This is a genomic window from Nocardioides mesophilus (assembly GCF_014395785.1).
Classification (GTDB): Bacteria; Actinomycetota; Actinomycetes; order Propionibacteriales; family Nocardioidaceae; genus Nocardioides_B; species Nocardioides_B mesophilus.
Window position 1 is genome coordinate 4147782 of record NZ_CP060713.1, and the last position, 23216, is coordinate 4170997.

General features: G+C 70.9%; 21 protein-coding genes. 12 read left to right on the plus strand and 9 right to left on the minus strand.

All coding sequences use genetic code 11. The features are described from left to right. Positions 1-45: 45 nt before the first annotated feature. Together H9L09_RS19795 and H9L09_RS19800 are read right to left on the minus strand one after the other, a co-directional pair. Positions 46-486 (minus strand): hypothetical protein, encoded by a 441-nt coding sequence (locus H9L09_RS19795; protein ID WP_187578501.1) that lies wholly within the window; start codon positions 484-486, stop codon positions 46-48. A gap of 28 nt (positions 487-514) precedes the next feature. Further along, entirely contained in the window at positions 515-964 is a 450-nt protein-coding gene (locus H9L09_RS19800) for a MarR family winged helix-turn-helix transcriptional regulator (RefSeq protein WP_187578502.1), read from the minus strand. A gap of 54 nt (positions 965-1018) precedes the next feature. On the opposite strand from H9L09_RS19800, the gene H9L09_RS19805 reads away from it, so the two are divergent. Continuing rightward, entirely contained in the window at positions 1019-1567 is a 549-nt protein-coding gene (locus H9L09_RS19805; RefSeq protein ID WP_187578503.1) for a maleylpyruvate isomerase family mycothiol-dependent enzyme, read from the plus strand. A gap of 94 nt (positions 1568-1661) precedes the next feature. Beyond that, the gene (locus tag H9L09_RS19810) at positions 1662-1997 is read left to right on the plus strand and encodes a TetR-like C-terminal domain-containing protein (protein WP_223164127.1); all 336 of its coding nucleotides are present in this window, start codon (positions 1662-1664) and stop codon (positions 1995-1997) included. 62 nt (positions 1998-2059) lie between these two features. Here the strand turns inward: H9L09_RS19810 and H9L09_RS19815 are convergent, their stop codons facing one another. The 4 genes from H9L09_RS19815 to H9L09_RS19830 all read right to left on the minus strand — a co-directional run bounded on the left by H9L09_RS19815 (position 2060) and on the right by H9L09_RS19830 (position 6009). Further along, positions 2060-3160: an FUSC family protein gene (locus tag H9L09_RS19815; RefSeq protein ID WP_187578505.1), complete on the minus strand. Its 1101-nt coding sequence runs from the start codon at positions 3158-3160 to the stop codon at positions 2060-2062. 98 nt (positions 3161-3258) lie between these two features. Further along, positions 3259-3930, minus strand: a complete 672-nt coding sequence (locus tag H9L09_RS19820; RefSeq protein ID WP_246456125.1) for a polysaccharide deacetylase family protein — start codon at positions 3928-3930, stop codon at positions 3259-3261. A 49-nt stretch (positions 3931-3979) separates the two neighbouring features. Beyond that, entirely contained in the window at positions 3980-5053 is a 1074-nt protein-coding gene (locus tag H9L09_RS19825; RefSeq protein ID WP_187578506.1) for an MGDG synthase family glycosyltransferase, read from the minus strand. Positions 5054-5412: 359 nt separating this feature from the next. Continuing rightward, entirely contained in the window at positions 5413-6009 is a 597-nt protein-coding gene (locus H9L09_RS19830; RefSeq protein ID WP_187578507.1) for a TetR/AcrR family transcriptional regulator, read from the minus strand. An 87-nt stretch (positions 6010-6096) separates the two neighbouring features. Between H9L09_RS19830 and H9L09_RS19835 the strand changes: the two genes are divergently transcribed. The 7 genes from H9L09_RS19835 (at position 6097) to H9L09_RS19860 (ending at position 14413) form a co-directional block, all read left to right on the plus strand. After that, positions 6097-6774, plus strand: a complete 678-nt coding sequence (locus H9L09_RS19835; protein ID WP_187578508.1) for an NADPH-dependent F420 reductase — start codon at positions 6097-6099, stop codon at positions 6772-6774. Positions 6775-6776: 2 nt separating this feature from the next. Beyond that, positions 6777-7670 carry an SDR family oxidoreductase gene (locus H9L09_RS19840; RefSeq protein ID WP_223164128.1) on the plus strand — a complete coding sequence of 298 codons (894 nt, stop codon included), beginning with the start codon at positions 6777-6779 and terminating at the stop codon, positions 7668-7670. After that, on the plus strand, positions 7667-8554 hold the full coding sequence (locus tag H9L09_RS19845) for an LLM class F420-dependent oxidoreductase (protein ID WP_187578509.1): 888 nt from the start codon (positions 7667-7669) through the stop codon (positions 8552-8554). The genes H9L09_RS19840 and H9L09_RS19845 overlap by 4 nt, the downstream gene beginning before the upstream one ends. A gap of 352 nt (positions 8555-8906) precedes the next feature. Further along, positions 8907-9221: an MFS transporter gene (locus H9L09_RS22570; protein WP_223164129.1), complete on the plus strand. Its 315-nt coding sequence runs from the start codon at positions 8907-8909 to the stop codon at positions 9219-9221. Further along, a complete protein-coding gene (locus H9L09_RS19850) occupies positions 9206-10522 on the plus strand; it encodes an MFS transporter (protein WP_223164130.1) in 1317 nt (438 codons plus the stop codon). Before H9L09_RS22570 ends, H9L09_RS19850 begins: the two co-directional genes overlap by 16 nt. 82 nt (positions 10523-10604) lie before the next feature. Next, positions 10605-11726, plus strand: a complete 1122-nt coding sequence (locus H9L09_RS19855) for an adenylate/guanylate cyclase domain-containing protein (RefSeq protein ID WP_187578510.1) — start codon at positions 10605-10607, stop codon at positions 11724-11726. Continuing rightward, positions 11726-14413 (plus strand): ATP-binding protein, encoded by a 2688-nt coding sequence (locus H9L09_RS19860; protein WP_187578511.1) that lies wholly within the window; start codon positions 11726-11728, stop codon positions 14411-14413. The genes H9L09_RS19855 and H9L09_RS19860 overlap by 1 nt, the downstream gene beginning before the upstream one ends. Before the next feature lie 33 nt (positions 14414-14446). Here H9L09_RS19860 and H9L09_RS19865 read toward each other — a convergent pair whose 3' ends face one another. After that, a complete protein-coding gene (locus H9L09_RS19865) occupies positions 14447-15439 on the minus strand; it encodes a hypothetical protein (protein ID WP_187578512.1) in 993 nt (330 codons plus the stop codon). A 217-nt stretch (positions 15440-15656) separates the two neighbouring features. Between H9L09_RS19865 and H9L09_RS19870 the strand changes: the two genes are divergently transcribed. Beyond that, positions 15657-18854, plus strand: a complete 3198-nt coding sequence (locus tag H9L09_RS19870; RefSeq protein ID WP_223164131.1) for an MFS transporter — start codon at positions 15657-15659, stop codon at positions 18852-18854. Positions 18855-18860: 6 nt separating this feature from the next. On the opposite strand, the gene H9L09_RS19875 is transcribed toward H9L09_RS19870, so the two are convergent. Together H9L09_RS19875 and H9L09_RS19880 are read right to left on the minus strand one after the other, a co-directional pair. Next, on the minus strand, positions 18861-19691 hold the full coding sequence (locus H9L09_RS19875; protein ID WP_187578514.1) for an MBL fold metallo-hydrolase: 831 nt from the start codon (positions 19689-19691) through the stop codon (positions 18861-18863). A gap of 43 nt (positions 19692-19734) precedes the next feature. Continuing rightward, a complete protein-coding gene (locus tag H9L09_RS19880; protein ID WP_187578515.1) occupies positions 19735-21435 on the minus strand; it encodes an MFS transporter in 1701 nt (566 codons plus the stop codon). Between the two features lie 288 nt (positions 21436-21723). On the opposite strand from H9L09_RS19880, the gene H9L09_RS19885 reads away from it, so the two are divergent. Continuing rightward, positions 21724-22176: a GNAT family N-acetyltransferase gene (locus tag H9L09_RS19885; RefSeq protein WP_187578516.1), complete on the plus strand. Its 453-nt coding sequence runs from the start codon at positions 21724-21726 to the stop codon at positions 22174-22176. Positions 22177-22217: 41 nt separating this feature from the next. Then, positions 22218-23165 (plus strand): phosphatase domain-containing protein, encoded by a 948-nt coding sequence (locus H9L09_RS19890; protein ID WP_187578517.1) that lies wholly within the window; start codon positions 22218-22220, stop codon positions 23163-23165. Positions 23166-23216: the final 51 nt, after the last annotated feature.

Sequence of the window (23216 nt, forward strand, 5' to 3'; positions counted from 1 at the left end):
ACGACTACCTCGCCACCGTCCCCAATCCCACCTGATCGACGGGCGTCAGGCCCGCGCGTACTCGTCCAAGGTCTTCCGCCGGATCCGCGCGATGACGTGGTCCATCGGCCCCTGGTGGAGCATCCAGAGCAACACCTTGTCGCGCATGCGCGTGGCGCCGCCGTTGGTCCACTGGGCCTCGATCCGGCTGCCGCCACCTTCGTCGGGAACGATGCGCACTTCGCCCGAGCCGCGGCCGCCCCAGCTGGTCTCGACGTCGACCCACCGCACCAGGGATGGATCGGACCAGTCGTAGCGCTCGACGACCCAGAACGGCGACCCTGCGGTGCTCTCCCGCGCTACGGCCCAGGTGGCGCAGAGCTCGCGCAGTTCGTAGGTTTTCGGGTCCAGGGTTTGGTGCCAGATACGCGGGCGGCGCTCGGTGAAGTCGGTCAGCGCCTGGAGGACCTGGCCAGGCGAGGTGTAGGTAGTCACCTCGAATCGCATGGGGCACGTCCGGTCGAAGTGATGGCACTCACGAATGCCACCACGGGTCGGTGATCGCGCGCAGGTCGCGCAGAATCTCGTGCAGCTGGTGGAGCCGGTCCGCTCCGACATGGTCCGCCCACTCGGCGAGCACTCGCGCGACCTCCGCGTCCGCCACACGGGCGACCCGCTGCAGTCGCGGGGTCAGGCGGACCAGGCGGGCCCGGCCATCGGTGGGATCGGGCACCCGCTCGACGTACTGGGCCTTCTCCAGCTGCTCGACCAGGGACGCCGCGCTCTGCTTGGTGACCCGTGCTTGCTCGGCGAGGTCGGAGACCCGCGAACCGTCCGGAGCGATCCGCGCTGCGATCCTCGCCTGTGCCAGCGTGATGTCGGTGACGCCGGCGGCCACGATGGCGTCGAACACCCGCTGCTCCAGCGCACGGTTGGCGACGAAGAGCAGGATTCCCAGCTCCGGCCGTTGACGAGAATCGGTCACCGTGTCATTTTAGACAGAAGTTCTGTCTAGTTGGTGACGGAGAGGTGACTCACCATGGACAGCGACATCGTGTGGCAGCACATCGACGCAGAACGGACCTGGATGGCCGATCTCCTGGAGGCGCTGCCCGCTGAGGACTGGCAGCAGCCGAGCCTGTGCGCTGGGTGGACCGTGCGCGACGTGGGTGCGCACCTCACCTTTGCCCAGACGCCCGTGCAAGACCTCCTGTGGCCGGCACTCCGCGCCGGTTTCCGGTACGACGTGCTCGTGCGGGACACGGCGCTCCGCAGCCCGCTGACCCACGAAGAGATCGTGGCAAAGCTGCGCAGCTTCCTCGGCTCGCGGCGACGCGTCGCGTTCATCACCGACCTCGAGCCGCTGATCGACATCTTGGTTCACAACCAGGACATCGCCCGGCCGCTCGGCGTCGACCATCCGATCCCACCGGACGCCGCCGCCGCGGCCGCCGACCGCGTGCTGGGGCCCCGGCCCCGATCCGGCGTTGGAGGCCACCGCGCGACGTTCGCTTCGTGGCCACGGACACCGAGTGGGCGTTCGGCAACGGCCACGAGGTGCACGCAACCATGGGCACCCACTTGCTGACGCTGACCGGACGTCTGCCCATCCCCCAAGGGTCGTCGACCCCTGCTTGACCTGGGTTCGGTCTTGGCCTCAGCCGATGCCGATCTGGTGCAGCTTGTTCGCGCTCACCGAAAGCGGCCTCTTCCGGCTGCTCTTCACCGCCTACCCCGACCCGCCGGAGGGCAAGGACGCGGCGGGGGAGGACCCCTACTCCTTGCTCAACGCCGCCCTCGGCGACCTCGTCGCCGTCGGTTACCTCACGGGACAGGGTCGGGCCGGGGCAGAGGTCACGTGCTGGTCGGCTGTCCATGCCTTGGCGGTGCTCAACATCGACGGCCGGCTATGCGGCTTGTCGTCCTCCGATCGCGACGCGGCCCTGACTGTCTGCTCCTCGGGGTCGACCGCGGGCTCGGGGTCGGCGGCGACCCGGCCATCGCTGGCCGACAGTTGATCGACCGGCCCCGAGACGTCTCTGCCGGTCAGAGCACCGTCCGACCGGACACGAGAGAGGTGTCAGCCCCGCGTTGTGCCGGAGCGGCCGCTCAACCGCAGCGGCAGCGCGGGCTGTCCGAGCGGGTTGGCGGCGGCGACCTCGTCCATCGCGTCGATGATGTTGCGCAGGTTGATGATCAGGGCCCCATAGGTCGGCCACTGCTGGGACCGTTCGGTGGAGCGGAGCTCGTCCGAGAAGGCCTCGAGCCGGAGCCGGACCGCCGCCATCGCGGCCGAGTCGGCATCCCTGGCCGCCCGACCGGTGTCGCCCAGCATCTCGAGCCAAGGCACGGCGAAGCCGTCACCCCAGGCTCTGCGGTGCGACTGCTCGTCGCCGACGGTTCGGCTCATGCTGCGGATCTCGGCGACTGACTGCTCCATCCTGCGCAGCAGGCCGCGCCACTCCCGCGGATCGCGTACCGGGCCGGCCGAGCGGCGCGGGTTCCAACGCGCACTCTCCTGCGCCTGCCGCACGAGCGCCCAGGCATGGTCGATGTCGCCGTCGAGGTCGCGGCTGCTGTCGACCCACCCGGTCACGTCCTCGGTCGAGCAGTCCTCGCTGAGCCCGTCAGCCATGTCGATGAGCAGCTCCCCGATGCCGTCGTCGATGCGGTCCATCGCCACCGCCGCCGTCCGGCGTCGCAGCGGCGGCCAGAGGACGAGGTTGACGAGCAGTCCGACCACGATCCCGATGCCGGTGTCGAGGAGCCGGGAGATCAGCATGGCTTCATCGGTGAAGCCCGTGGTCAGCACGATCAGGCCGGTCGTCGCGATGGTGGTGGCCTCGGCTCCGAACCAGGGCACGGTGCCGACGACGAGGCCGACGACGAGCAGCAGGGCGACCGACGCGGTGCTGAGTCCCATCAGGTCGCCGATGCTCGTGGAGAGCACCACCGCGATCACGGTCGCCGCGACCTGTCTCAAGCCGCGGGAGAAAGTCCGGTAGACCGTGGCGTGGACCACCAGCAGCGCAGCCCACGGGGCGAGGAACGGCTGCGGCAGGTCGAGCACGTGCGCTGCGATCACCCACGCCACGACGGCGGCGGCGGCCGTCTTGGCGAGCTGAACGAGATCGTTCCACCAGATCGGGTCTCGCAGGCGGCTGGTCCAGGAGGGGGGCATCCGGTGAGCATGCCACTGTCCGGGGCAGCGACGTGCGTGCCGCGTGCCAGGCCCGATTCTCCGCCGTCACCCGCTGGAGCGTCCGCCTGTGCGGGACCTCAGGGTGCGGTGGTGTCCCAGTGCTCGCGGAGCGGGCCGACGGACACCTCCTGGGCATGCCAGCGATCCAGCAGTACGTCGGACGCGGCCAGGGTGCCGCGCCAGGACCCAGGCGCCGCGGTGCGGTCGGTGTCGTGGAGCAGCACCGTTCCCCCAGGACGGACGGCCGCCAGCACCTTGGTCGCGATCGAGTCCGGGGTTGCTCGCCGGCTCCAGTCCCGGCCCCAGGCCGACCACAGCACTGGCCGGAGACCGGCTCGTCGAGCGGCGAGCAGTCCTCGGCCGGTGGCCACCCCGTAGGGGGGACGGAACCAGAGCACGGCGATGCCGGTGAGGTCCTCGACCAGGTGCCGGGTGCGGCGCAGCTCGTCGGTGAGGCGGCCCGGCGGTTTCCAGGCCAGGCATTGGTGGTCCCACCCGTGGACTGCCAGCTCGTGCCCGGCTGCTGACATCTCCGCAACCAGAGACCGATTCTGGGAGACGAACTCTCCGAGCAGGAAGAAGGTGGCTGAGACCCCTTGCCGCTCCAGCATCTCCAGGAACGACGGCGTGGACGCCGGGTCGGGTCCGTCGTCGTAGGTGAGCGCGATGTGGTCGCTGCCGCTGATGCCGGACAGGCGGGGAGGACGGTGCGGCGCAGGTGGGGGACGGAGGTGAGCATCGGGCCCCATTCAGAGGCGACGCTCACCACCGCGGCAGCTGCGGCAATCCGTCCAGCTGTCATGACGTGCTGACCGGCACGAGCGAGGCGATGGCGTCGACCACGTCCACGCGCCGGAGCCAGCTGGTCGGCGGCTGGTCCGTGCGGGGGGTCGAGAGGGCGGTGCCAAGCCCGGAGGCGAGGTGTTCCCGGTCTCGTATCCAGGGCACCAGGCCGGCTTTGTCGAGGGCCTGGGCGTTCGTCTCGCCGTGACCCGAGATGCATCGGTAGGTGACGCTCGGTACGCCGGCAGCCAGCGCCTCCAGCGAGGTGGAGCCTCCCGAGTTCTGCACGACGGCGTCCACGGCGTGCAGCAGGGCGGGCATGTCCTCGATCCAGCCGAGCCCTGGCGCCGAGCTGCGGCGGATCCGGTGCAGCAGCCGCTGGTTGTGCCCGCAGAGCACGACCGGCACTCCCTGGCCGGTAGCCACGATCTCCGCGGCTGCCTTCTCGAGCTCGCCGATCCCGCACGACCCCCCGGTGACCAGGACCAGTCGCCGATCGAGCGGCAGCCCCCATGCGTGCCGGGACTCGGCCCGTGTCGTGCCGGCTACCAGGGGAGCGCTGAAGGCTTCCGGCACCGCCGGCCGTACCACCCGAACGTCCCGGGCACCGCGTTGCCGGGCCTCGCGGGCGGGCAGTTCGTTCAGGGCCAGGTGAAGGTCGACCGACGGGTGCACCCACAGGGGGTGGACGGACATGTCGGTCAGGTAGGTGACCACCGGGTTCGTGAGGAGACCCTGCGCCTTCAGGTTGCCCAGGGCCTGGCTGGCGAACGGATGTGTCGAGACGATGGTGTCGGCTCCGTCGGCGGCGAGCGCCAGCAGCGCGGCATCCGCGCCGCCCAGGGCGCGACCGGCGGCTCGCACCAGAGCGGGGTGACGTTCGAGCCGATCGAGCGTCCAGCTCCAGGTCGCCGGGAAGGACTGGACCTGGCGCAGGTAGCCAGCCCTGACGATGCGGCCCAGGTGGCCGGGCATCAGGTCGACGATGTCCCAGGTCCGCGTGGTGTACCCACGAGCCTCGAGGCGCCCCGCGATCTCCAGGGCAGCGGCATCGTGGCCGGCGCCGAAGCTGCCCGAGACGATGTCCACCAGCCCGGTATGTCGCGATGGCTGAGCTCGTGAGCTGGCCGCTGATGACGGGATGGTGAGAGACATGGCGACTCCTGGATGGGTTCCGAGGGGTCGATCTCTCGGACTTGATCAAGTCAAGCGCGCACGCATGACCGCAGCATGAAGGGAGCGCGCCCCCGACTTTCGATCTCACCCGCCGAGGGTGACGCTCCGTTCCGCCCGAGGCACCCTCATGGGTGAGTACGACCTCGAGCTGACAGGGACTGCGCACCAGCCCGCGGGACGTGTGCTTGCCAGGCCGCGGTCAGCGCGGCGGCACGCGAGCACCCGCCTCACCAAGACCGGCGACGGCGCCGCAGCCACAACCGTGGCGGTGATCACCCGCTGACAGGATTTCCGCTTTCGTCGCCTCGCGGGAGTGCCGAGGCGACCAGTCGGCCGGCCGCGATCTTAGCCACACGGGCGGCCTCGGGGTCGGCGGCGAGCGCGCCATCGGCCAGGCCGCCGTCGAGCAGCAGAGCCAGTGACCTGGCGAGGGAGTCCGAGTCGTCGGCGCCTGCCCCGGTGGCCAGCTCGCGCAGCCAGCCGAGCACCGCCTGCTTGTGCGCCACGGTGCGCTCGTGGACCGGGGTGCCGGGGGCGGCCTCCGCAGCGGCGTTGATGAACGCGCAGCCCCGGTAGCCCTCGCGCCGGCAGGCCGTTCCCAATGCGTCGAAAACTCCGATCAGCTGGGCTGCCGGATCGGGCCCTGCTGCCTCGGCCGCCTCGCGCAGCTGGCCGGTCCAGATGCCGTCGACCTTGTCCAGGTAGGCGAGGACCAGCGCGTCCTTGGCCGGGAAGTGCTTGTAGAAGGTCGCCTTCGCCACACCGGACTCGGCGATGATCAGGTCCACGCCGACCGCACGGATGCCGCGGGCATAGAAGAGCCGGAAGGCAGTGTCGAGGATGCGGTCGCGAGCGGGGGAGGGGATCACCCCTTGAGGATAGACAGACCTGTCTGCTAGCGTCCATTCGCAAGGACAGACAGATCTGTCTACCTCGTCAACTCCAAAGGATCCTCGATGAACATCGCAGTCCTCGGCACCGGCATGGTCGGCCAGGCGCTGGCCGGTCGCCTGCACGAGCTCGGCCACTCCGTGGTGGTGGGCACACGCGACCCACAGGCAACGCTGGCCCGAACCGAGCCCGGTCCCATGGGCAACCCGCCCTTCTCCGCCTGGCACAGCACCCACTCCAGCGTCGGCCTGGCTACCTTCGCCGACGCGGCTGCCGGCGCGGACTTGGTCGTGAACGCCTCCTCGGGCGCAGCCACCCTCGACGTGCTCGGTTCAGCCGGGTCCGACAACCTGGCCGGCAAGGTGCTCCTCGACATCGCCAACCCCCTGGACTTCTCCGCCGGCTTCCCGCCCACCCTGTCGGTCAAGGACACCGACTCCTTGGGTGAGCAGCTCCAGCGCGCTTTCCCGAAGGCAAAGGTGGTCAAGGCCCTCAACACCCTCACCGCGTCGCTGATGGTCGAGCCGAAGTCGCTGGGCGAGTCCAGCACGGTCTTCGTCTCCGGCGAGGACTCTGCGGCCAAGGCCATGGTGGTCGAGCTCCTGGAGTCCTTCGGTCACGACGACGTGATCGACCTCGGCGGAATCGAGACCGCTCGCGGCACCGAGATGTTGCTGCCGATCTGGCTGCGGCTGATGGGCACCCTCGGCACCGGACACTTCAACTTCAAGGTCGTCCGCTGACCATGAGCCCCGACATGCACGGCACCACCGTGCTGGTCACCGGCGGGACCGGCGGCATCGGCTTGGCCACGGCCACCGGCCTCGCTGGGCTCGGCGCCCGGATCGGCATCGTGGGTCGCTCCGCCGTGCGCGGGATGGCGGCCGCGGACGCCATACGGCAGAAGGTGCCGTCGGCCCAGGTGGACGTGTTCGAGGCGGACCTGTCGTCCCAGGCGGAGGTACGCCGCCTCGCCACCGCGGTCCGAGCGACGTACTCGCGTCTGGACGCGCTGGTCAACAACGTCGGCGGCTACTGGGCGCACCGGCACCTGACTGTGGACGGCCTGGAGCGGACGTTCGCACTCAACCACCTCGCACCATTCCTGCTCACGCACGAGCTGCTGGACCTGCTGCTGGCCAGCGGTCCGGCGAGGGTGGTCACTGTCTCCTCCGGCGCGCAGGCGATGGGGCGGATCGACTTCGACGACCTGCAGGGCGAGCGGGCCTACAACGGCCAACGTGCCTACAACCAGTCCAAGCTCGCCAACGTCCTGTTCACCTATGAGCTGGCCCGCCGGCTCGAGGGCACCGGCGTGACAGCGACAGTGCTGCACCCCGGTGTGGTGCGCACCTCCTTCGGTCGCGAGGACAGCGGTCGGTGGATGCGGACGCTGCAGCCGCTGGCCCGGCTGCTCATGAAGACTCCTGAGCAGGGGGCCGCGACCCCGATCCACCTGGCGAGCTCGCCAGAGGTCGCCGGGATGAGCGGCGTCTACTTCGCCAACCAACGAGTGAAGCGGTCGTCGAGGGCCAGCTACGACCACGACCTGGCCCGCAGGCTGTGGGAGGTCAGCTCCGCGCTCGTGGGAGTCGAGCAGGACCCCCACCCGCCGCTCGCCACGAAGGAGGAGACATGAGGCTCGGCGTGCATCTGGTGAACTTCAGCCTGCCCGGAGGTCCGGAAACCATCGGCGCCACCCTCGCGGCCACCGGGAGGGCGGTGGAGGAGGCGGGCCTGGACAACGTGTCGCTCATGGACCACTACTTCCAGCTCGAGTTCCTTGCGGGTCCGGACGAGCCGATGCTCGAGGGATACACAGCGCTCGGCTTCCTGGCGGCGCACACCACGTCGGTCGAGCTCCAGCTCCTGATGACCGGTGTGACCTACCGGCACCCGGGCCTGCTCGCCAAGATCGTGTCGACGCTGGACGTGCTCTCCGGCGGCCGCGCGGCGCTGGGAATCGGGGCAGCCTGGTACGAACGGGAGCACCGCGGGCTCGGCGTACCGTTCCCGCCGCTGGCAGAGCGATTCGAACGGCTCGAGGAGACCCTCGAGATCGTGCGCCAGATGTGGAGCGACGACGACGGTCCCTACTCGGGGAAGCACTTCCAGCTCGCCGAGACCATCAACTCACCGCAACCGTTGCGCAAGCCGCACCCACCGGTCATGGTCGGTGGTGGCGGCGAGCGGAAGACGCTTCGCCTGGTCGCGAAGTACGCCGACGCCTGCAACGTCTTCGCCGGTCATGGCGCGGGCCCGGAGCAGGTCGCGCACAAGCTCGCTGTGCTGCGCGAGTGGTGCGAGCGGGAGGGCAGGTCGTACGACGAGATCCGTCGGACGGTGCTCTACAACGGTCCGGTGGGGCAGGACGCGGTCGGAGCCGCAGCCTTCGTCGAGGAGATGCGCGTGCTCGCCGACGTCGGCGTCGACGAGGTGCACGTGATGCCTCTCCAGGGCGACCCGGTGGCCTTCGTCAGGTCGCTCGGCGAGCACGTCGTGCCTCGCCTGTCCCAGCTCTGAGCTGCACAGGATGTCGGCCCTCTCTCACGACATGGTGCCGATCAGCGGGGAGTCGATGCGACCGACCACACCGGAGATCGGCGGCTTCACCTCGCGAGAGCTGCTGGCCCTGCTCTGGGCGCTGCCAGGCGGCCAGATCGCTGGCCGCGGCGACCGTGATTCGCGACGTCATCGCACGGATGTCCCGCACCCAGCCGATGCAAAGCTCCTCTTCGGTCGGCGACCACGGTGCGTTGTCGCCGATCTCACCCGCCGCGGGTGACGCCCCCCTTCCGCCCGAGGCGCCCTAATGGGTGGGTACGACCTCGAGCTGACAGGGACTGCGCACCAGCCCGCGGGAGGAGGGCTGCGCATGGCCGGTCAGACGGCGACTGTGTCCCCGGCCAGGAGTGCATCCACCACCGTGCTGCTGACCCTGGCCGCCGGGCAGTTCCTGATGGCGCTCGACAGCTCGGTGATGAACGTGTCCATCGCGACGGTGGCGAGTGACCTCGGCACCTCGGTCACGGGCGTGCAGAGCGCCATCACGCTGTACACGCTGGTGATGGCGTCGCTCATGATCACGGGCGGGAAGGTGGGCCAGATCATCGGCCGGAAGCGCGCCTTCGCGCTGGGCTGCGTGATCTACGGGGCCGGGTCGTTCACGCGTCGGTGGCGCCGAACCTGACCGTGCTGATGCTCGGGTGGTCGCTGCTGGAAGGCATCGGCGCCGCCCTGATCATGCCGGCGATCGTCGCGCTGGTCGCCTCCAACTTCGGCCCAGCCGAACGTGCCCGGGCCTACGGCATCGTGGCTGCAGCCGCCGCCATCGCGGTAGCGCTGGGACCGCTCATCGGTGGTCTCCTGACGACGTACGCGTCCTGGCGGTACGTCTTCGCCGGCGAGGTCTTCATGGTCTTGGGCATCCTGCTGCTGGCGCGGCGGATGGCCGACGCGCCCGCCGAGCCGCACGTGCAGCTCGACTGGGTCGGCACCGTGCTGTCGGCTCTGGGCCTCGGCCTCGTGGTCTTCGGCATCCTCCGGTCCGGCACCTGGGGCTTCTTCTGGCCGAAGCCGAGCGCGCCGGACTGGCTCGGTCTCTCACCCGTCGTCTGGTTCGTCCTGGGCGGGGGAGTGCTGCTCCTCGGCTTCCTCAACTGGGAGCGCCGACGTCGCGACGCGGGAGAGGCGGCCCTCATCGACCCATCCCTGCTGCGCAACCCGGGGCTGCAAGGCGGGCTGACCTCCTTCTTCTTCCAGTACCTGCTGCAGAACGGCCTGTTCTTCACCGTGCCGCTCTTCCTGTCCGTCGCGCTCGGGCTGTCCGCCGTCGAGACGGGCGTGCGGATCCTCCCGCTCTCCCTGGCGCTGCTCCTGACCGCGGTCGGCGTACCCCGTGCCTTCCCCCACGCCTCGCCCCGCCGGATCGTCAAGCTCGGCTTCCTCGGCCTCTTCCTCGGCATCGTGACGCTGACCGTCGCGCTCGAGGCCGGAGTCGGCCCCGAGGTGGTCACCTGGCCGATGCTGCTGGCCGGGTTGGGGATCGGCGCGCTGGCCTCGCAGCTGGGCAGCGTCACCGTGTCGGCGGTGCCCGACGAGGCGAGTGCCGAGGTCGGCGGCCTGCAGAACACGGTCTCCTTCCTCGGTGCCTCGATCGGCACTGCCCTGGCCGGCGCGGTCCTCATCTCCGGCCTCACCTCCTCCTTCCTCACCGGCATCCAGGAGAACCCAGCCATCCCCCAGAACCTGTCGTCGCAGGCCCAGGTAGACCTCGCCGGAGGGGCGCCGTTCATCCCCGACGACCAGCTCGAGGCCGCGCTCGAGAACGCGGGAGTGACCGGCAAGACGGCTCAGGCGGTCATGGACGAGAACGAGGAGGCCCGCCTGGACGGACTCCGGGCGTCCTTGTCCGTGCTCGCGCTCCTCGCGCTCCTGGCCATGTTCTTCACCAACCACCTCCCGACGCGACAGCCCGGCGCGAAAACCTGACCTCTTCGCCCGCCGGAGGAGCCGTGACCATTTACGAGCCCCGCGAGTGACGTAGCGCCAGAACTACGGCAGCATGCAATCCATGAGTGCAGCAGCCGGGGGAGACGGGCTGCTGCCCTACGTTCCCCAGCTCCTGACCGACTGGAGTCCCACGGGCGCCGACGAACGCCACATGGCTGTCACCGGCACCCTCGCGTTCGTCGACATCTCCGGTTTCACGCAGCTCACCGAACGCCTCGCTCGCAAGGGCAAGGTCGGCGCGGAAGAGATGAGCGACCTTCTCAGCACGACCTTCGGGGACCTGCTCACAGAGTCGTACGACGACGGGGCCGACCTGGTGAAGTGGGGCGGCGACGCGATGCTGCTGCTCTTCCACGGCCCCGGTCACGCCGCCCGCGCCGCTCGTGCGGCCCACCGGATGAGAGCGCGCCTGAGGGTCGTCGGCCAGCTCGCGACGAGCTCCGGACGGGTCCGGCTGCGCATGTCGGTGGGCATCCACAGCGGGGACTTCGACTTCTTCCTGGTCGGCGACCCCGCTATCCATCGCGAGCTCCTGATCAGTGGTCCGGCCGCGACCACGACCGCGCAGACCGAGGCCGCCGCGGCGGCGGGGCAGATCGGGCTCAGCGCCGCCACGGCCGCGCTGCTCGACGGCCGCCTGCTCGGACAGCCGCTGCTCGACGGCCGGTTGCTCAGGTCTGCTCCCGTCCGGCCGGAGTCGTCCGGGACGTTCGGGGGAAGCCCGAGTCTCGAAGCCGCCCGGCTGCTGCTGCCGCCGCCGATTCGCGCGCTGCTCGGTGCGGGCCCCGTCGAGCCGGAGCACCGGTTGATCACCGTGGGGTTCGTGCAGTACTCGGGCACCGACGAGCTGCTCGTCACGTCCGGCGCGGCGCGCCTTGCAGAGGCCCTGGACGAGATGGTGCGCAACGTCCAGCACGCCTGCGCAGACCACGACGTGACCTTCTTCGAGAGCGACATCAACAGCGACGGCGGCAAGATCATGCTGACCGCCGGGGCGCCGCGGAGTGCGGACCACGACGAGGAGCGCATGCTGCGGGTCGCTCGGCTGGTCCTCGACCGCGCCGGCCGGCTTCCGCTTCGCATCGGGATGAACCGCGGGCACGTGTTCTCGGGGACTTCGGCCCGTCGTTCCGTCGCACCTACTCGGTCAAGGGCGATGCGATCAACCTCGCGGCGAGGGTGATGGCGAAGGCGGCTCCCGGTCAGGCGCTTGCCACGCTCGAGGTGCTCAGCCGGTCCCAGACGGTCTTCCGCACGGTCGAGCTGCCGCCCTTCAGGGTGAAGGGAAAGGCACAGCTCGTGCACGCCGCGGACGTGGGGCAGCGTGTCGGCGCCCGCGTCGAGGAGCGACCGGCCGCGCCGCTGGTCGGGCGCGACGACGAGGTGCAGGCACTCGAGCGGGCCGTCGAGGAAGCCCGCGCAGGCCGTGGCCGGCTTCTCGAGGTCGTGGGCGGTGCCGGGCTCGGCAAGTCCCGGCTCGTGACCGAGGTCCTGACGCGTCGAGAGGACCTCGACGTGCTACCCGCTCCCTGCGAGGCTTACGAGTCGTCAACGCCGTACTTCCCCTTCCGTCGGCTGTTGCGCGCCGTCTTCGAGGTCCCTCCTGACGCCGCCCCGGAGCGGGTCGCCGAGCTGGTGGCCCGTCGCGTGTCGGCGACGGCGCCGCACCTGGTGCCCTGGCTGCCGCTGCTCGGCGTCCCGATGGACGTGCCGCTGCCCCCGACCCGGGAGACCGCCGAGCTGGACGAGCAGTTCCGCAAGAGCCGGTTGGAGAGCGTGGTCACCGAGGTCCTGGGCGCGGTCCTCACCGACCCGACCGTCTTCGTGATCGAGGACGCCCATCTGATGGACGACGCCTCGGTCGACCTCCTGCACTCCCTGTGCGACGAGCTAGGGGACCGACCGCTTCTCGTGGTCGTGACCCTGCGGGAGCGTCCGAAGGACCTCACGGCAAGCGCGGGCACGGCCCTCACGACGCTCAAGCTGGAGCCGCTGGACCCCACGGCCGCGCTCGCGCTGGTCCAAGGGATGCGCGGGGAGCGTCCGCTCACACCGCAGGCAGCCTCGGAGATCGTCGCGCGCGGTGGCGGCAACCCGATGTTCTTGGAAGCGCTGGTGCTCGAGGCCGGGCGGGCCGGGTCCCTCGCGCGACTTCCCGAGTCGGTGGAAGCGCTGGTGACCAGCCAGATCGACCGGCTGGACCCCGCGGACCGGACCGTCGTGCGCTACGCCGCGGTGTTCGGAACCGTGGTCGACGAGACCGCCCTGGACCTCCTGCTCGAGCACCACGACGCGCAAGTGCCCGTCGGTGCGATGCGGCGCCTCGCCGACATGCTGGAGCGCGACGGTCAGGGCGGTCTGCGGTTCCGCAACGCGCTGATCCGCGACGTCGCCTACGAAGGTCTTCCCTACAGTCGCCGCAAGGCTCTGCACGACCACGTGGGTCAGGTGCTGGAGCAGGCCACCGAGGCGCCGCAGAACCAGTGCGAGCTGCTGTCCCTGCACTTCTTCCACGCCGGCCGGCACGAGCAGGCCTGGCGGTACTCGGTGCTGGCAGGCGATCGGGCGTTGGCGAAGTTCGCCCACGGCGAGGCGATCGAGTTCTTCGCCCGCGCCGTCCAGTCAGCGAGCCAGCGACGCGTCGAGGACCGTTACGAGGTCGCCCGGGTGTACGAGCGGCTGGCGGACTCGCGTTGGCTGGTCGGGCTGACGCAGGAGGCAGCTGAAGCCTACGCCGCTGCCCGGGGCTACCTCCGCGGGGACCCGGTGCGGCTGGCCGGCATCATCGAGAAGGAGAGCAGGATCGACCAGCGGCGGCGCAAGCACAGCGTCGCCCTGCGCCGCATCTCCACCGGGCTGAACAGGCTCGTGGGCGTTCCCGGCTCTCCGGCGGGAGTGGCACGCTCGCTGCTCGCCCGCCGGTACGCCCACAGCAGGTTCAGCCAGGGACAGATCGACGAGGCGCTGCGTTGGGCCGAGATCGCGGCGTACGAAGCCGAGGAGGCCGCCGACAAGGATGCCGTGGCGCAGGCGTACGAGATGCTCAACTTCATCTACGCGAGCAGCGGCCGGGAGGAGCCGCTGCCCTACGGCAGGCTGGCTCTCCAGGCGTACGTCGAGCTGGGAAACCTGGCCCGGCAAGGACATTGCCTGAACAACCTCGCAATGCAGGAGTACACCGGAGGTCGCTGGGACGAGTCGCTGACCCATCTGCGTGAGGCCAGCGACCTCTTCCACCGGATCGGGGACACCGCGGCCGAGGCCAACGCGCTGTACAACCGGGTCGAGCTGCTGGTCCGGCAGGGGAGAGGCACCGACGTCGAGGTCCCGTTGCCCGACGTCTTGAGGATCGCCCGGGCGATGGAGGATGACGAGCTCGTCGCGCTGGCCCTGCGCGAGCAGGCGCGGGTCGCCGCGCGAGCCGGCGACATCCGCGAGGCGATGGCGCTGCTGGACAAGGCCGGTGCTCTCTTCGTCGAGCTCGAGGAGCCGGGCGAGTCGCGCAACACCGGCCTGGCGCGGGCGGAGGTGCTGCTGGACGCCGGTCTCGTCGCCGAGGCGGGCGACGTGCTGGCGGCGCTGACGGGTGCAGGTCAGCCGCTCGACGCCACCGTGCACCGACTGCTGGGTCGGCAGCACCTCGGCGAGGGCCGGCTGACCGAGGCGCGCGCGGCCCTGCAGGCGGGGGTCGTGGCAGCCCGGGACCAGGCCAACCGCTACGAGGAAGGGCTGCTGCTGCTCGGCCTGGCCGAGCTGGCCCGTCACCAGGGGATGCCCGACGAGCCGCCGACACGCGCTGCGCGTGCGCTTCTCGACCCGATGGGGGTGTTGCGCAGTGCCGGCGTACGCATCGACCCTCCTCCCCGCTGAGCAGGGAGGAGGGTCGACCCGTTCAGCCCTCGCTCAGCCGACGCTGCCTCGCATGTCCTGGGTGAACAGCAGGTACAGCAGGGTGTCCCCGCTGCCGTCCCGCTTGCTCTGCACGTAGTCGACACAGGCGTCCTGGCCGGCGCCGAGCGTGGCCTTGGCCGGGCATGCCTCGGCGGTCGCGAGCGCGTCGTTGCCGTTGAGGGAGAACGACAGGTGCTGGTCCTGGATCGCGCCACCGGCGCACAGGGTCTTGTCGCACTTGATCAGCAGTGCCGCGGGGTCGGTGTCGGTGTACAGGCCGTCCAGCTGGGCGAGCGCCTGGACCACCGCTCCGCTCGTGCTGCCGCAGCCGGCGTACGTCGTGTCGCAGACACCGAGCGAGAGCAGCACCTGGCTGCTCTGGGCTCCGTGGGGGAGGATCAGCGTGCCGCACACCGGGTCCGCCGGGGTGGCGTACTGGCAGTTCGAGTCGTCACCGCCGATGCCCTGCTCGAAGCTGGAGTTCGGTGCGGAGTCGACGAAGCGCAGCTCATTGACCACGTCGAAGCGCTGGTCGGCCGTGGAGGTGCCGGGGGTCACCGTCCGGCCTGCCTTGCCGGGGACCGACACGGTCAACGACACCTGGTTCGCAGCCACGGGAAGGCTCGTGTCGAGCGTCACGCTGGTCATCCCGCGCGGAGCCGTGACCGTCGCGGGAGTGGGGCCACCCTGGTCGCTGGTGATCACCAGCGGGGTGTCCTTCTGGAACGAGGCGGGTGCGCCGTAGACGTCGTAGAAGCTCACCCGGACGTGGATCGTGCCGCCGGCCTGCACGAGGACGTACGGCACCGCGGCGCCAGGGGTGCCGGTGGGTGCCTGGACGTCGGAGGTCACCCCGTCGATGACGATCGTGACCGGGGCCGGACTGGCAGCGCTTGCCGTGCTCACCACCAGCCCACCGACTGCCGCGATCAGTGAGCCCAGAAGGGCCAGCACGAGCGCGAGGCGGCGACGCCGTGGGGTCTTGCTCGAACGCGTGGCACGCACGAAAAATCACTTCCGTCCAGGGAATCAGGGAATATCCTATTTAACTTGTCAGTGTGATCGGATGCGGTCAATGACCCGATCGGGCCAGGGCGCAGCGCTGTGCGCATGTTCGTGCCGACCGCTTGTCAGCGGGCCTCGAAGACCGACAGACTGCGCCAGCGGCTGCGCAGCCGCACAGACGGGGGGGGCTGACATGGCGGGATCGTCGGGGGCACGCGTGCCTGCATCCAGAGTGCTCCTCGTCTCCGCGTTCGGCGCGTTCCTCGCCTTCCTGGACGCGACGATCGTCAACGTCGCCTTCCCGTCGATCCGGGAGTCCTTCCCCGGGCAGTCGATCGGAGGACTCTCGTGGGTCCTGAACGCCTACAACATCGTCTTCGCGGCGTTCCTGATCGTCTGTGGCCGGCTCACCGACCTGCTCGGCCGTCGACGTGCCTTCGTGACCGGCGTCCTGCTCTTCACCGTCGCGTCCGGCCTGTGCGGCGCAGCGCCCACGATCTCCTTGCTGGTCGCGGCCCGCATCCTCCAGGCGCTGGGGGCGGCGCTGCTGGTGCCCGCCTCGCTCGCGCTGGTCGTCGACGCCTTTCCGGAGGAACGACGGGCGCATGCGATCGGCCTGTGGGGGGCCACCGCTGCCGTCGCCGCCGGTCTGGGCCCACCCCTGGGCGGGGTCCTGGTGGAGGCGGGCGGCTGGCGTTGGGCCTTCCTGGTCAACCTGCCGTTCGGGCTGGCCGCGCTGTGGGCCGCTCGCCGCCAGCTCGTCGAGAGCCGCGCGCCGGGTCGCCGTACGATGCCGGACCTCCGCGGTGCCGCCCTGCTTGCTGCCGCGATGGCCTTGTTGAACCTGGCGATCATCAAGGGCAGCGACTGGGGGTGGACCAGCACAGCGCTGCTCGGGTCTTTCGCCGCATCCCTGGTGCTCCTGGGCCTCTTCGTCATGAGCTCGCGCGCCCACCGCTCGCCACTGCTCGACGCGGCGCTGCTCAGGATCCCCTCCTTCAGCATCGCCTCACTGGCCACCATCCTGGCCGGGCTCGGCTTCTTCGCCTACCTGCTGACGAACATCCTGTGGCTCCAGTACATCTGGGGCTACGACGTGCTGCACGCCGGTCTCGCGCTCGTGCCCGGAGCGCTGGTGGCGGCCGTCGTCGCGTCGCGCCTGGGACCGCTCGCCGACCGTCACGGCTACCGGCTGTTCGTGGTGCCGGGTGCGCTGGTGTGGGCGGGCGCCTACCTCTGGTACCACCAACGGACCGGGCTGGAGCCGGCGTTCTGGAGCGAGTGGTTCCCCGGCCAGGTCCTCAGCGGCATCGGGGTGGGCGCCACCCTCCCGCTTCTGGGAAGCGCCGCCCTGGCAGCCGTCCCGGGCGGCCGCTACGCCACCGCCTCCGCGGTGGTCTCCAGCGCGCGTCAGCTGGGCGGTGTGCTGGGCATCGCGATCCTGGTGGTGATCGTGGGCGATCCCTCGCCGGCGACCGCCGTGACCGCCTTCCGCCACGGCTGGGTCCTCTCGATCTGCGCGTTCCTGGCCGTGGCACTGCTCTCGCTCCCGTTGGGCAAGCTGCGCGGCGTGGACGAGGAGTCCGAGGACGACGACGAGCCGGCCGCGCGGATCCAGGCGAGCACCCGGCCGGTGGCCGGGTCGTCGACGCCTCCCGGGGCCGGTGACAGCCAGACCGGCCTGCAGGGGGTGGCCCTGCTGGCGGGGCTGCCCGAGGGTGCCCGCCGGCGGCTGGAGGAGTCCGCCCGGCTGGTCACCGTTCCAGCTGGTGCCTGGCTCATGCGTGAGGGCGATCCGCCCGGTTCGGCGTACGTCGTGCGACGCGGTCGTCTCGAGGTCCATGTCGACGGCCGTAGCGTGCGCGAGCTCGGCGCCGGTGCGGTGCTGGGTGAGCTGGCGCTGCTCACCGGTGAGAACCGCTCGGCGAGCGTCCGGGCCCGCCGGGACTCGGTGGTCCTCGAGATACCTCGCGAGGCGTTCGAGGAGCTGTTGACGACCGACCCGACCGCATCCCGCGTGGTGCTGGCGCAGGTGGCCGAGCAGCTGCGCACCGCCGGCGCCCCGACGACCTTCCAGCCCGCGGCCCAACCGACGGTGATCGCCGTGGTGGGGCTGCACCCCGGCTCCGGTGCAGGTGCGGTGGCCGACGCGCTCTTCCGCCGGCTGTCGATCCACCACACGGTCACGATGTGCGGGGTGGTGGGCGCCGAGGGTCTCGACCGCGCCGAGCGCGACCACGGGCGGGTGCTGCTGCTGGCCGAGGAGGGCGGCGAGGGGGGTGCCGCGTGGCGTGACTTCACCCTGCGGCAGGCCGACGCGGTGGTGCTCGTCTCCCGCAGTGACGCCCCGGTTCCTCCGGCGCCGCTGTCCCCGGCGCCTCTGCGTCGCCCGGAGCTGGTGCTGGCCGGGACCGACCCCGGTCCGGTGGACCGGGTGGCCTGGCGGGCCTGGGCCGATGCATGGCAGGTCACGGTGGTCGACGGCGACGTCACCGCAGGCACGCGGGCCCTGGCGGACCGGCTTGCCGGCCGGTCGCTGGGCCTGGTGCTCGGTGGTGGCGGCGCTCGCGCGTTCGCCCACATCGGCGTCCTGCGTGAGCTGGCCGAGGCGGGACTGCACGTCGATCGCGTCGCAGGCACCAGCGTGGGTTCGCTCATCGCGGCCGTCCACGCCTCCGGGCTGGACGGGGAGGCGCTCGAGGAGCTCTGCTACGCCGAGCTGGTGCGCCGCAATCCCTTCAGCGACTGGCGATTCCCGACCCGGTCACTCGCCCGGGGTGCTCGGATCAGCGACGGGCTGCAGCGCGCGTTCGGTGAGGCGGTGATCGAGGGTCTGCCGCGCCAACTCGCCACGGTGAGCACCGACCTGGTGACCCGCACCCGGCAGGTGCACCGGGAAGGTCGCGTCACCCGGGCCGTCCAGGCCTCGTTGAACCTGCCGGTGCTGTTCGCGCCGATCGCCGACGAGGAAGGCAGGCTCCTCATCGACGGTGGCGTCCTCGACAACCTGCCTGTCGACCTGCTCACCGAACGGGACGAGGGTCCGGTCGTGGCCGTCAACATCGCCATGGGAGGTGGCAGCGGGAGCACCCGCGCCGCTCACGCCACCCGCCGCCCGGCCCGGGTCCCGGCGCTGGGGGAGACGCTGCTCCGGACGATGACCATCGGCAGTGGTGGTGTCGTCGCGGCGGCCCTCGCGCGGGGGGCGTGGGTCGTCACGCCGCCGACCCTGGGCGTAGGACTCCTCGAGTTCCACCAGTTCGACCGCATGGTCGCAGCGGGCCGAAGCGCGGCCCGCCTGCTGCTCGAGGAGGCCGGTGAGGGCCTGGGCGCCCGTCTCGTCGCGCAGGAGGCCCCGTCCACGGGTCTGCACGAGTCGGCGCCGCCCGACGCGGAGCCGGTGGCGGCGCTCTGAGCCCGGTCAGGCGCGAGGGCGCACGTCGAGCGTCATGCCTTCTCGTGCCACGACCACCGGTATCCCGTCGGCGAGTCCCGGAGCCCATGCGGCGATCTCGTCCAGGGCCGCATCCGAGCGGGCAGGGGAGTGGTGGAACAGCACGAGCTTGCCCGCCCCGCAGTCGCGGGCGAGCTTGATGCAGTCCTGCACGGTCGCGTGCCCGTAGTCGACCGCGACCGGCCGCTCGTGGTCGAGGAACTGCGCGTCGTGCACCAGGACGTCGACCCCCTGCAACGCGGTCTTCAGGCGGTCGGAGATCCCGGCAGCCGGCGCGTGGTCGGGGAGGTAGGCCAACGATCCATGCTCGTCCTCCACCAGGAAGCAGAAGGTGCGTCCACCCTTGTGCTCGACGTCCACGGCGGTGACGGCGAAACCCTCGATCGTGTGGCTGCCCTCGTGCAGGTCCTGGAACCCCCAGCTTCCGTGGAGCCCCTCCGGTGGGATCGGGAACGAAGGGGGCGAGAACGACTGCGCCAGCAGGTCACGCGCTGAGCGTCCGTCCTGCGCCGGCACGTAGAGGTCGATGCGGGCGTCCGGACGATCGCCGGCGCCGAAGAACGGCAACCCCATCATGTGGTCCCAGTGGAGGTGGCTGAGCACGATCGAACCCTCGAAGGCGCGGCCACCCAGCAGCGGTGTCAGCGAGCGGAGACCGGTGCCGGCGTCCAGCACGAGGGCCGGCGCGTCGGCGCCCTCCCTGGTCAGCGACACGCACGAGGTGTGACCGCCGTAGCGGACGAAGTCCGCCCCGGGCGCAGGGGTGGATCCGCGGACACCCAGCATCTGCAGCTTCATGCGATCACCGCGGCACCCTAGCAGCGCGCCGGTCGGTCACGGGTCAGACCGCGAGCCGTCTGGTGACGATGTCCTCGGCAGCCGACCGGGCATCGATCTGGCCGGTGACGGCGTCCAGGAAGTCGTCGCGCTCCAGCGCCAGCAACTCGGTCTCCTCGACCGCGGTGAGGGTGGCAGTGCGCGGCACGTCCCGGAGCAGTCCGATCTCCCCGAAGAAGTCTCCAGGTCCCTCGGTGCGCAGCACGGCGGTGTCCTGGGTGACCTGCATGGACCCCGAGGAGATGACGTAGAAGCGGTCCGACGGCTCGCCCTCCCGGATGAACACCTCGCCCGCCGGCACGACGACCGGCGTGAGCCGGCGGGCCAGCGTCTCCAGGACCGCCGGCGTCAGCGGTGCGAACATCGGGATGGCCTGGAGGAGGTCGATGCCGACCGGCCGGGTCAGTCGGTCGTCGAGCCGGCGCATCCGCGGCAGGCCGGTGAGCGCGACCACGGTGACGGCGGTGCCGAGCACCGCGAGGGCGGTACGGAGGCCGAGCCAGCTCTCGAGGAGCGGCATCAGCACGGCGCCGAGGGCCATGGTCGAGATCAGGCACGTCTCCACCGCGCCGAAGACCCGACCGAGCACCTCGTCGGGGGCGATGCGCTGGAAGATCGTGTCCATGTTGACGTCGACCAGTGGGTTCCCGAGGCCCAGGAGCGCGACGGCCACGAACGCGGCGACGGGATGCGGCCAGACGCTCACCAGCAACAACGGCAGCGCCCACAGCACGACTCCGGCAGTCATGTCCTGCGCAAGCTTGAGGCGGGTGGCGCGCGCTATCGCCAGGAACCCGCCGACGATGGCCCCGACGCCGAGGACGGAGTCGAGATAGCCGACGCCGCGCGGCCCCGACCCGAGGATGTCCACCGCCATGACGATCGTGAAGACGGCCGAGGCGCCGGCGACCACCGTCTGGGCGCTGACCTGGGTGGTCACGACGAGCAGGTCGCGGTCAGCCAGGATGGTGCGGAACCCGGCCAGGGTCTCGGTCAGGAACGACTGCTTCGGCGTGTCCTCGTCGTCCGCGTCGGCCTTGGCTCGAGGGGCCGCAGCCGCTGGAACCCGGACGCCGACCACGAACAGCGCGGACCACAAGAAGGTGCCGGCGTTGACCAGGAAGACGACCGGCACATCGGCAACCCCCAGCAGAAGGGCTCCCAGGGCCGGGCCGACGAAGAAGGCCAGGCTCTCCAGGGTGCTCGCCGTCCCGTTCGAGGCGGTGAGCTCCTCGGGCCTGTTCGCCAGTGCCGGCATCAGCGCCCGTTGTGCGGGCCGGAAGGCGGTTCCCGACAGCGAGGCCAGGGTGGCCAGCACGAACACCGTCGCCGCCGGAAGATCGAGGAACAAGCAAAGTGCGGCCAGCATGACCAGCACGGCGCGGGTCAGGTCGGAGCCGATCATGACCTTCTTGCGCGGCAGCCGGTCCGCGATGGTCGCTCCGATCGGAGACGTGAAGGCCAACAGGGTCAGCCGGATCGCCGTCCAGATGCCCACCGCCTGGGTGCCGCCGACGCCGTAGGCCCAGACCGCCACGGCGGTGGCATACGCCCAGTCCCCGATCATCGAGCCGGCCAGCGCCAGCTGGACGCGTCGGAGGTTCGGGTTGCGGAAGACGGACCTCAGGGAGTCGCCGGTGCTCCGCACGGCTGAGCGGGTGCTCGTCAGAGGAGACGCCGCCGCCTCCTCCGAGATGTCGGTCATCGGCCCTCCTGGCACGTCGGCGACGTCGCGCGATGCAGACATCGGGAACCCCGGCACCGATGCTGCCCTTCGTGGGGCATCACCGCCATAGTCCACTTCACCGGACAAAGGTTGTGAAAAGGATGTTCTGCTAGCCCGAACGGACCAGTGCCCGGCACCGCCGTCACTGACCGGCTCCCGGAGGGAAACCGAGAGGCGCCGTGGGGCCGCCGTTCCAGATATTCGAGACCGAAACCGAGGTGCGAGGACTAAAGACCCCGGTCCGGGCGCCGGCTCGGACCTAGCCTCATGTCGAAGGCGGGGGCCTTCGGGGGACAGCTGAGCGGGGTGACGTCGATGGTGTCGGACGAGACGCGCGCGTCCTCGGGCCCGGTGGTGATCGAGCGGATGCAACCGGGTCGGTGGCGCCTGGTCCGGGACACGTTCTTGTGGGCGTCGGTGTCGGATCCTGCTCGTCGACCGCTGTGCGAGCACCAGATCGGCGTGGCCAGCGAGACCGGGGCCGAGTGGATCGCGCGGCTGGAGTGTGACGGGTGGTGGCTCGCCTTCGCCGACGGAGTCGTGATCGGCATCGTCGGTGTTGCTCCGCAGCACGAACAGACCGACGTGCTGCAGCTTGTCATCCACTGGGTCGCGCCGCCATGGCGTTCGCGCGGCATCGGCCGACAGCTCTTGCTGGCCGCCCAGGCCGGGGTCGCCGACACCCGGGCGGGTGCGCCCCGGCCGGGGCCGAGGACCTAGCTGCCCGCCACGACATACGGTGCTCCCATGAGCGTGCACCGTTGGGTCGTGGGCCTCGAGCGGGCCTGGGACACCGCCCGGCTGCGCCGCGCCGGCTCGCGCCCCCTGACCACTTCCGGATCGAGGCGTACGGCGGGCACGGCAGCACCGACGGGGTCGTCGTCCGGGGCCGCGTCCTCGACGACCCGCCGCTGTCGGAGGCCGTCGAGGGGGAGGGGGTCGGAGCCGCGATCCGCCGCACGGTGCGCGGCTTCGTCACCGACGAGCTGCCAGGGGTGCCGCTCCGGGTCACGGTGGCGGACACGACCGCCGAGACCGCCAGTGACGCCGAGGGCTACTTCCTCACCCGGCTGCGCCCGGACCCCGACCAACTCACCAGCCCCTGGACGTGCGGCACCGTCGAGCTCGCCGGTGAGTACCGCGGCGTTACCGACCCGCACCGCACGCCGTTCGAGGTGCGCGTCACCGGACCCGACGCCCGGTTCGGCGTCGTGTCCGACGTCGACGACACGATCCTCGAGACCGGTGTCCAGCGGGTCGCCCGGATGATCCACCAGACGTTCACCGGCTCGGCCCTCACCCGCACGCCGTTCCCGGGCGTAGCGGAGCTGTATCGCGACCTCGCCGGCAGCGGCAATCCGGTCTTCTACGTCTCCTCCAGCCCGTGGAACCTGCACACCTTCTTGACGCGCTTCCTGCAGCATCGGGGGTTCCCGATGGGACCGGTGCTGCTGCGCGACCTGCTCGGCACCGCGACCGGGCGCGAGCAGAAGACCGGCCGCATCCGGGAGATCCTCGAGCTCAACCCCGAGCTGCCGTTCGTCCTGATCGGGGACTCGGGGAGAAGGATCCCGAGATCTACGCCGACATCGTCGACGCCTGCCCCGGGCGGATCCTGGCGGTCTACATCCGCGAGGTGCGGCTCGACCCGGGGGACGGACGGGTCGAGAAGGTCGCCGGCACGTGGGCGCACGACGTCCCGTTCGTGATCGCGGCGGACAGCGACGCCGTACGCCGGCACGCCGCCGCACTCGGTCTGA

Bases quoted from the DNA above. Each gene is read 5' to 3' on its own strand.
- H9L09_RS22570 (WP_223164129.1), top strand. From the start codon at position 8,907: ATGGCCGGTCAGACGGCGACTGTGTCCCCGGCCAGGAGTGCATCCACC.
- H9L09_RS19815 (WP_187578505.1), bottom strand. From the start codon at position 3,160: ATGCCCCCCTCCTGGACCAGCCGCCTGCGAGACCCGATCTGGTGGAAC.
- H9L09_RS19820 (WP_246456125.1), bottom strand. From the start codon at position 3,930: ATGGGGCCCGATGCTCACCTCCGTCCCCCACCTGCGCCGCACCGTCCT.
- H9L09_RS19880 (WP_187578515.1), bottom strand. From the start codon at position 21,435: ATGACCGACATCTCGGAGGAGGCGGCGGCGTCTCCTCTGACGAGCACC.
- H9L09_RS19835 (WP_187578508.1), top strand. From the start codon at position 6,097: ATGAACATCGCAGTCCTCGGCACCGGCATGGTCGGCCAGGCGCTGGCC.
- H9L09_RS19855 (WP_187578510.1), top strand. From the start codon at position 10,605: ATGAGTGCAGCAGCCGGGGGAGACGGGCTGCTGCCCTACGTTCCCCAG.
- H9L09_RS19795 (WP_187578501.1), bottom strand. From the start codon at position 486: ATGCGATTCGAGGTGACTACCTACACCTCGCCTGGCCAGGTCCTCCAG.
- H9L09_RS19885 (WP_187578516.1), top strand. From the start codon at position 21,724: ATGTCGAAGGCGGGGGCCTTCGGGGGACAGCTGAGCGGGGTGACGTCG.
- H9L09_RS19805 (WP_187578503.1), top strand. From the start codon at position 1,019: ATGGACAGCGACATCGTGTGGCAGCACATCGACGCAGAACGGACCTGG.
- H9L09_RS19860 (WP_187578511.1), top strand. From the start codon at position 11,726: ATGGCGAAGGCGGCTCCCGGTCAGGCGCTTGCCACGCTCGAGGTGCTC.
- H9L09_RS19845 (WP_187578509.1), top strand. From the start codon at position 7,667: ATGAGGCTCGGCGTGCATCTGGTGAACTTCAGCCTGCCCGGAGGTCCG.
- H9L09_RS19875 (WP_187578514.1), bottom strand. From the start codon at position 19,691: ATGAAGCTGCAGATGCTGGGTGTCCGCGGATCCACCCCTGCGCCCGGG.
- H9L09_RS19840 (WP_223164128.1), top strand. From the start codon at position 6,777: ATGAGCCCCGACATGCACGGCACCACCGTGCTGGTCACCGGCGGGACC.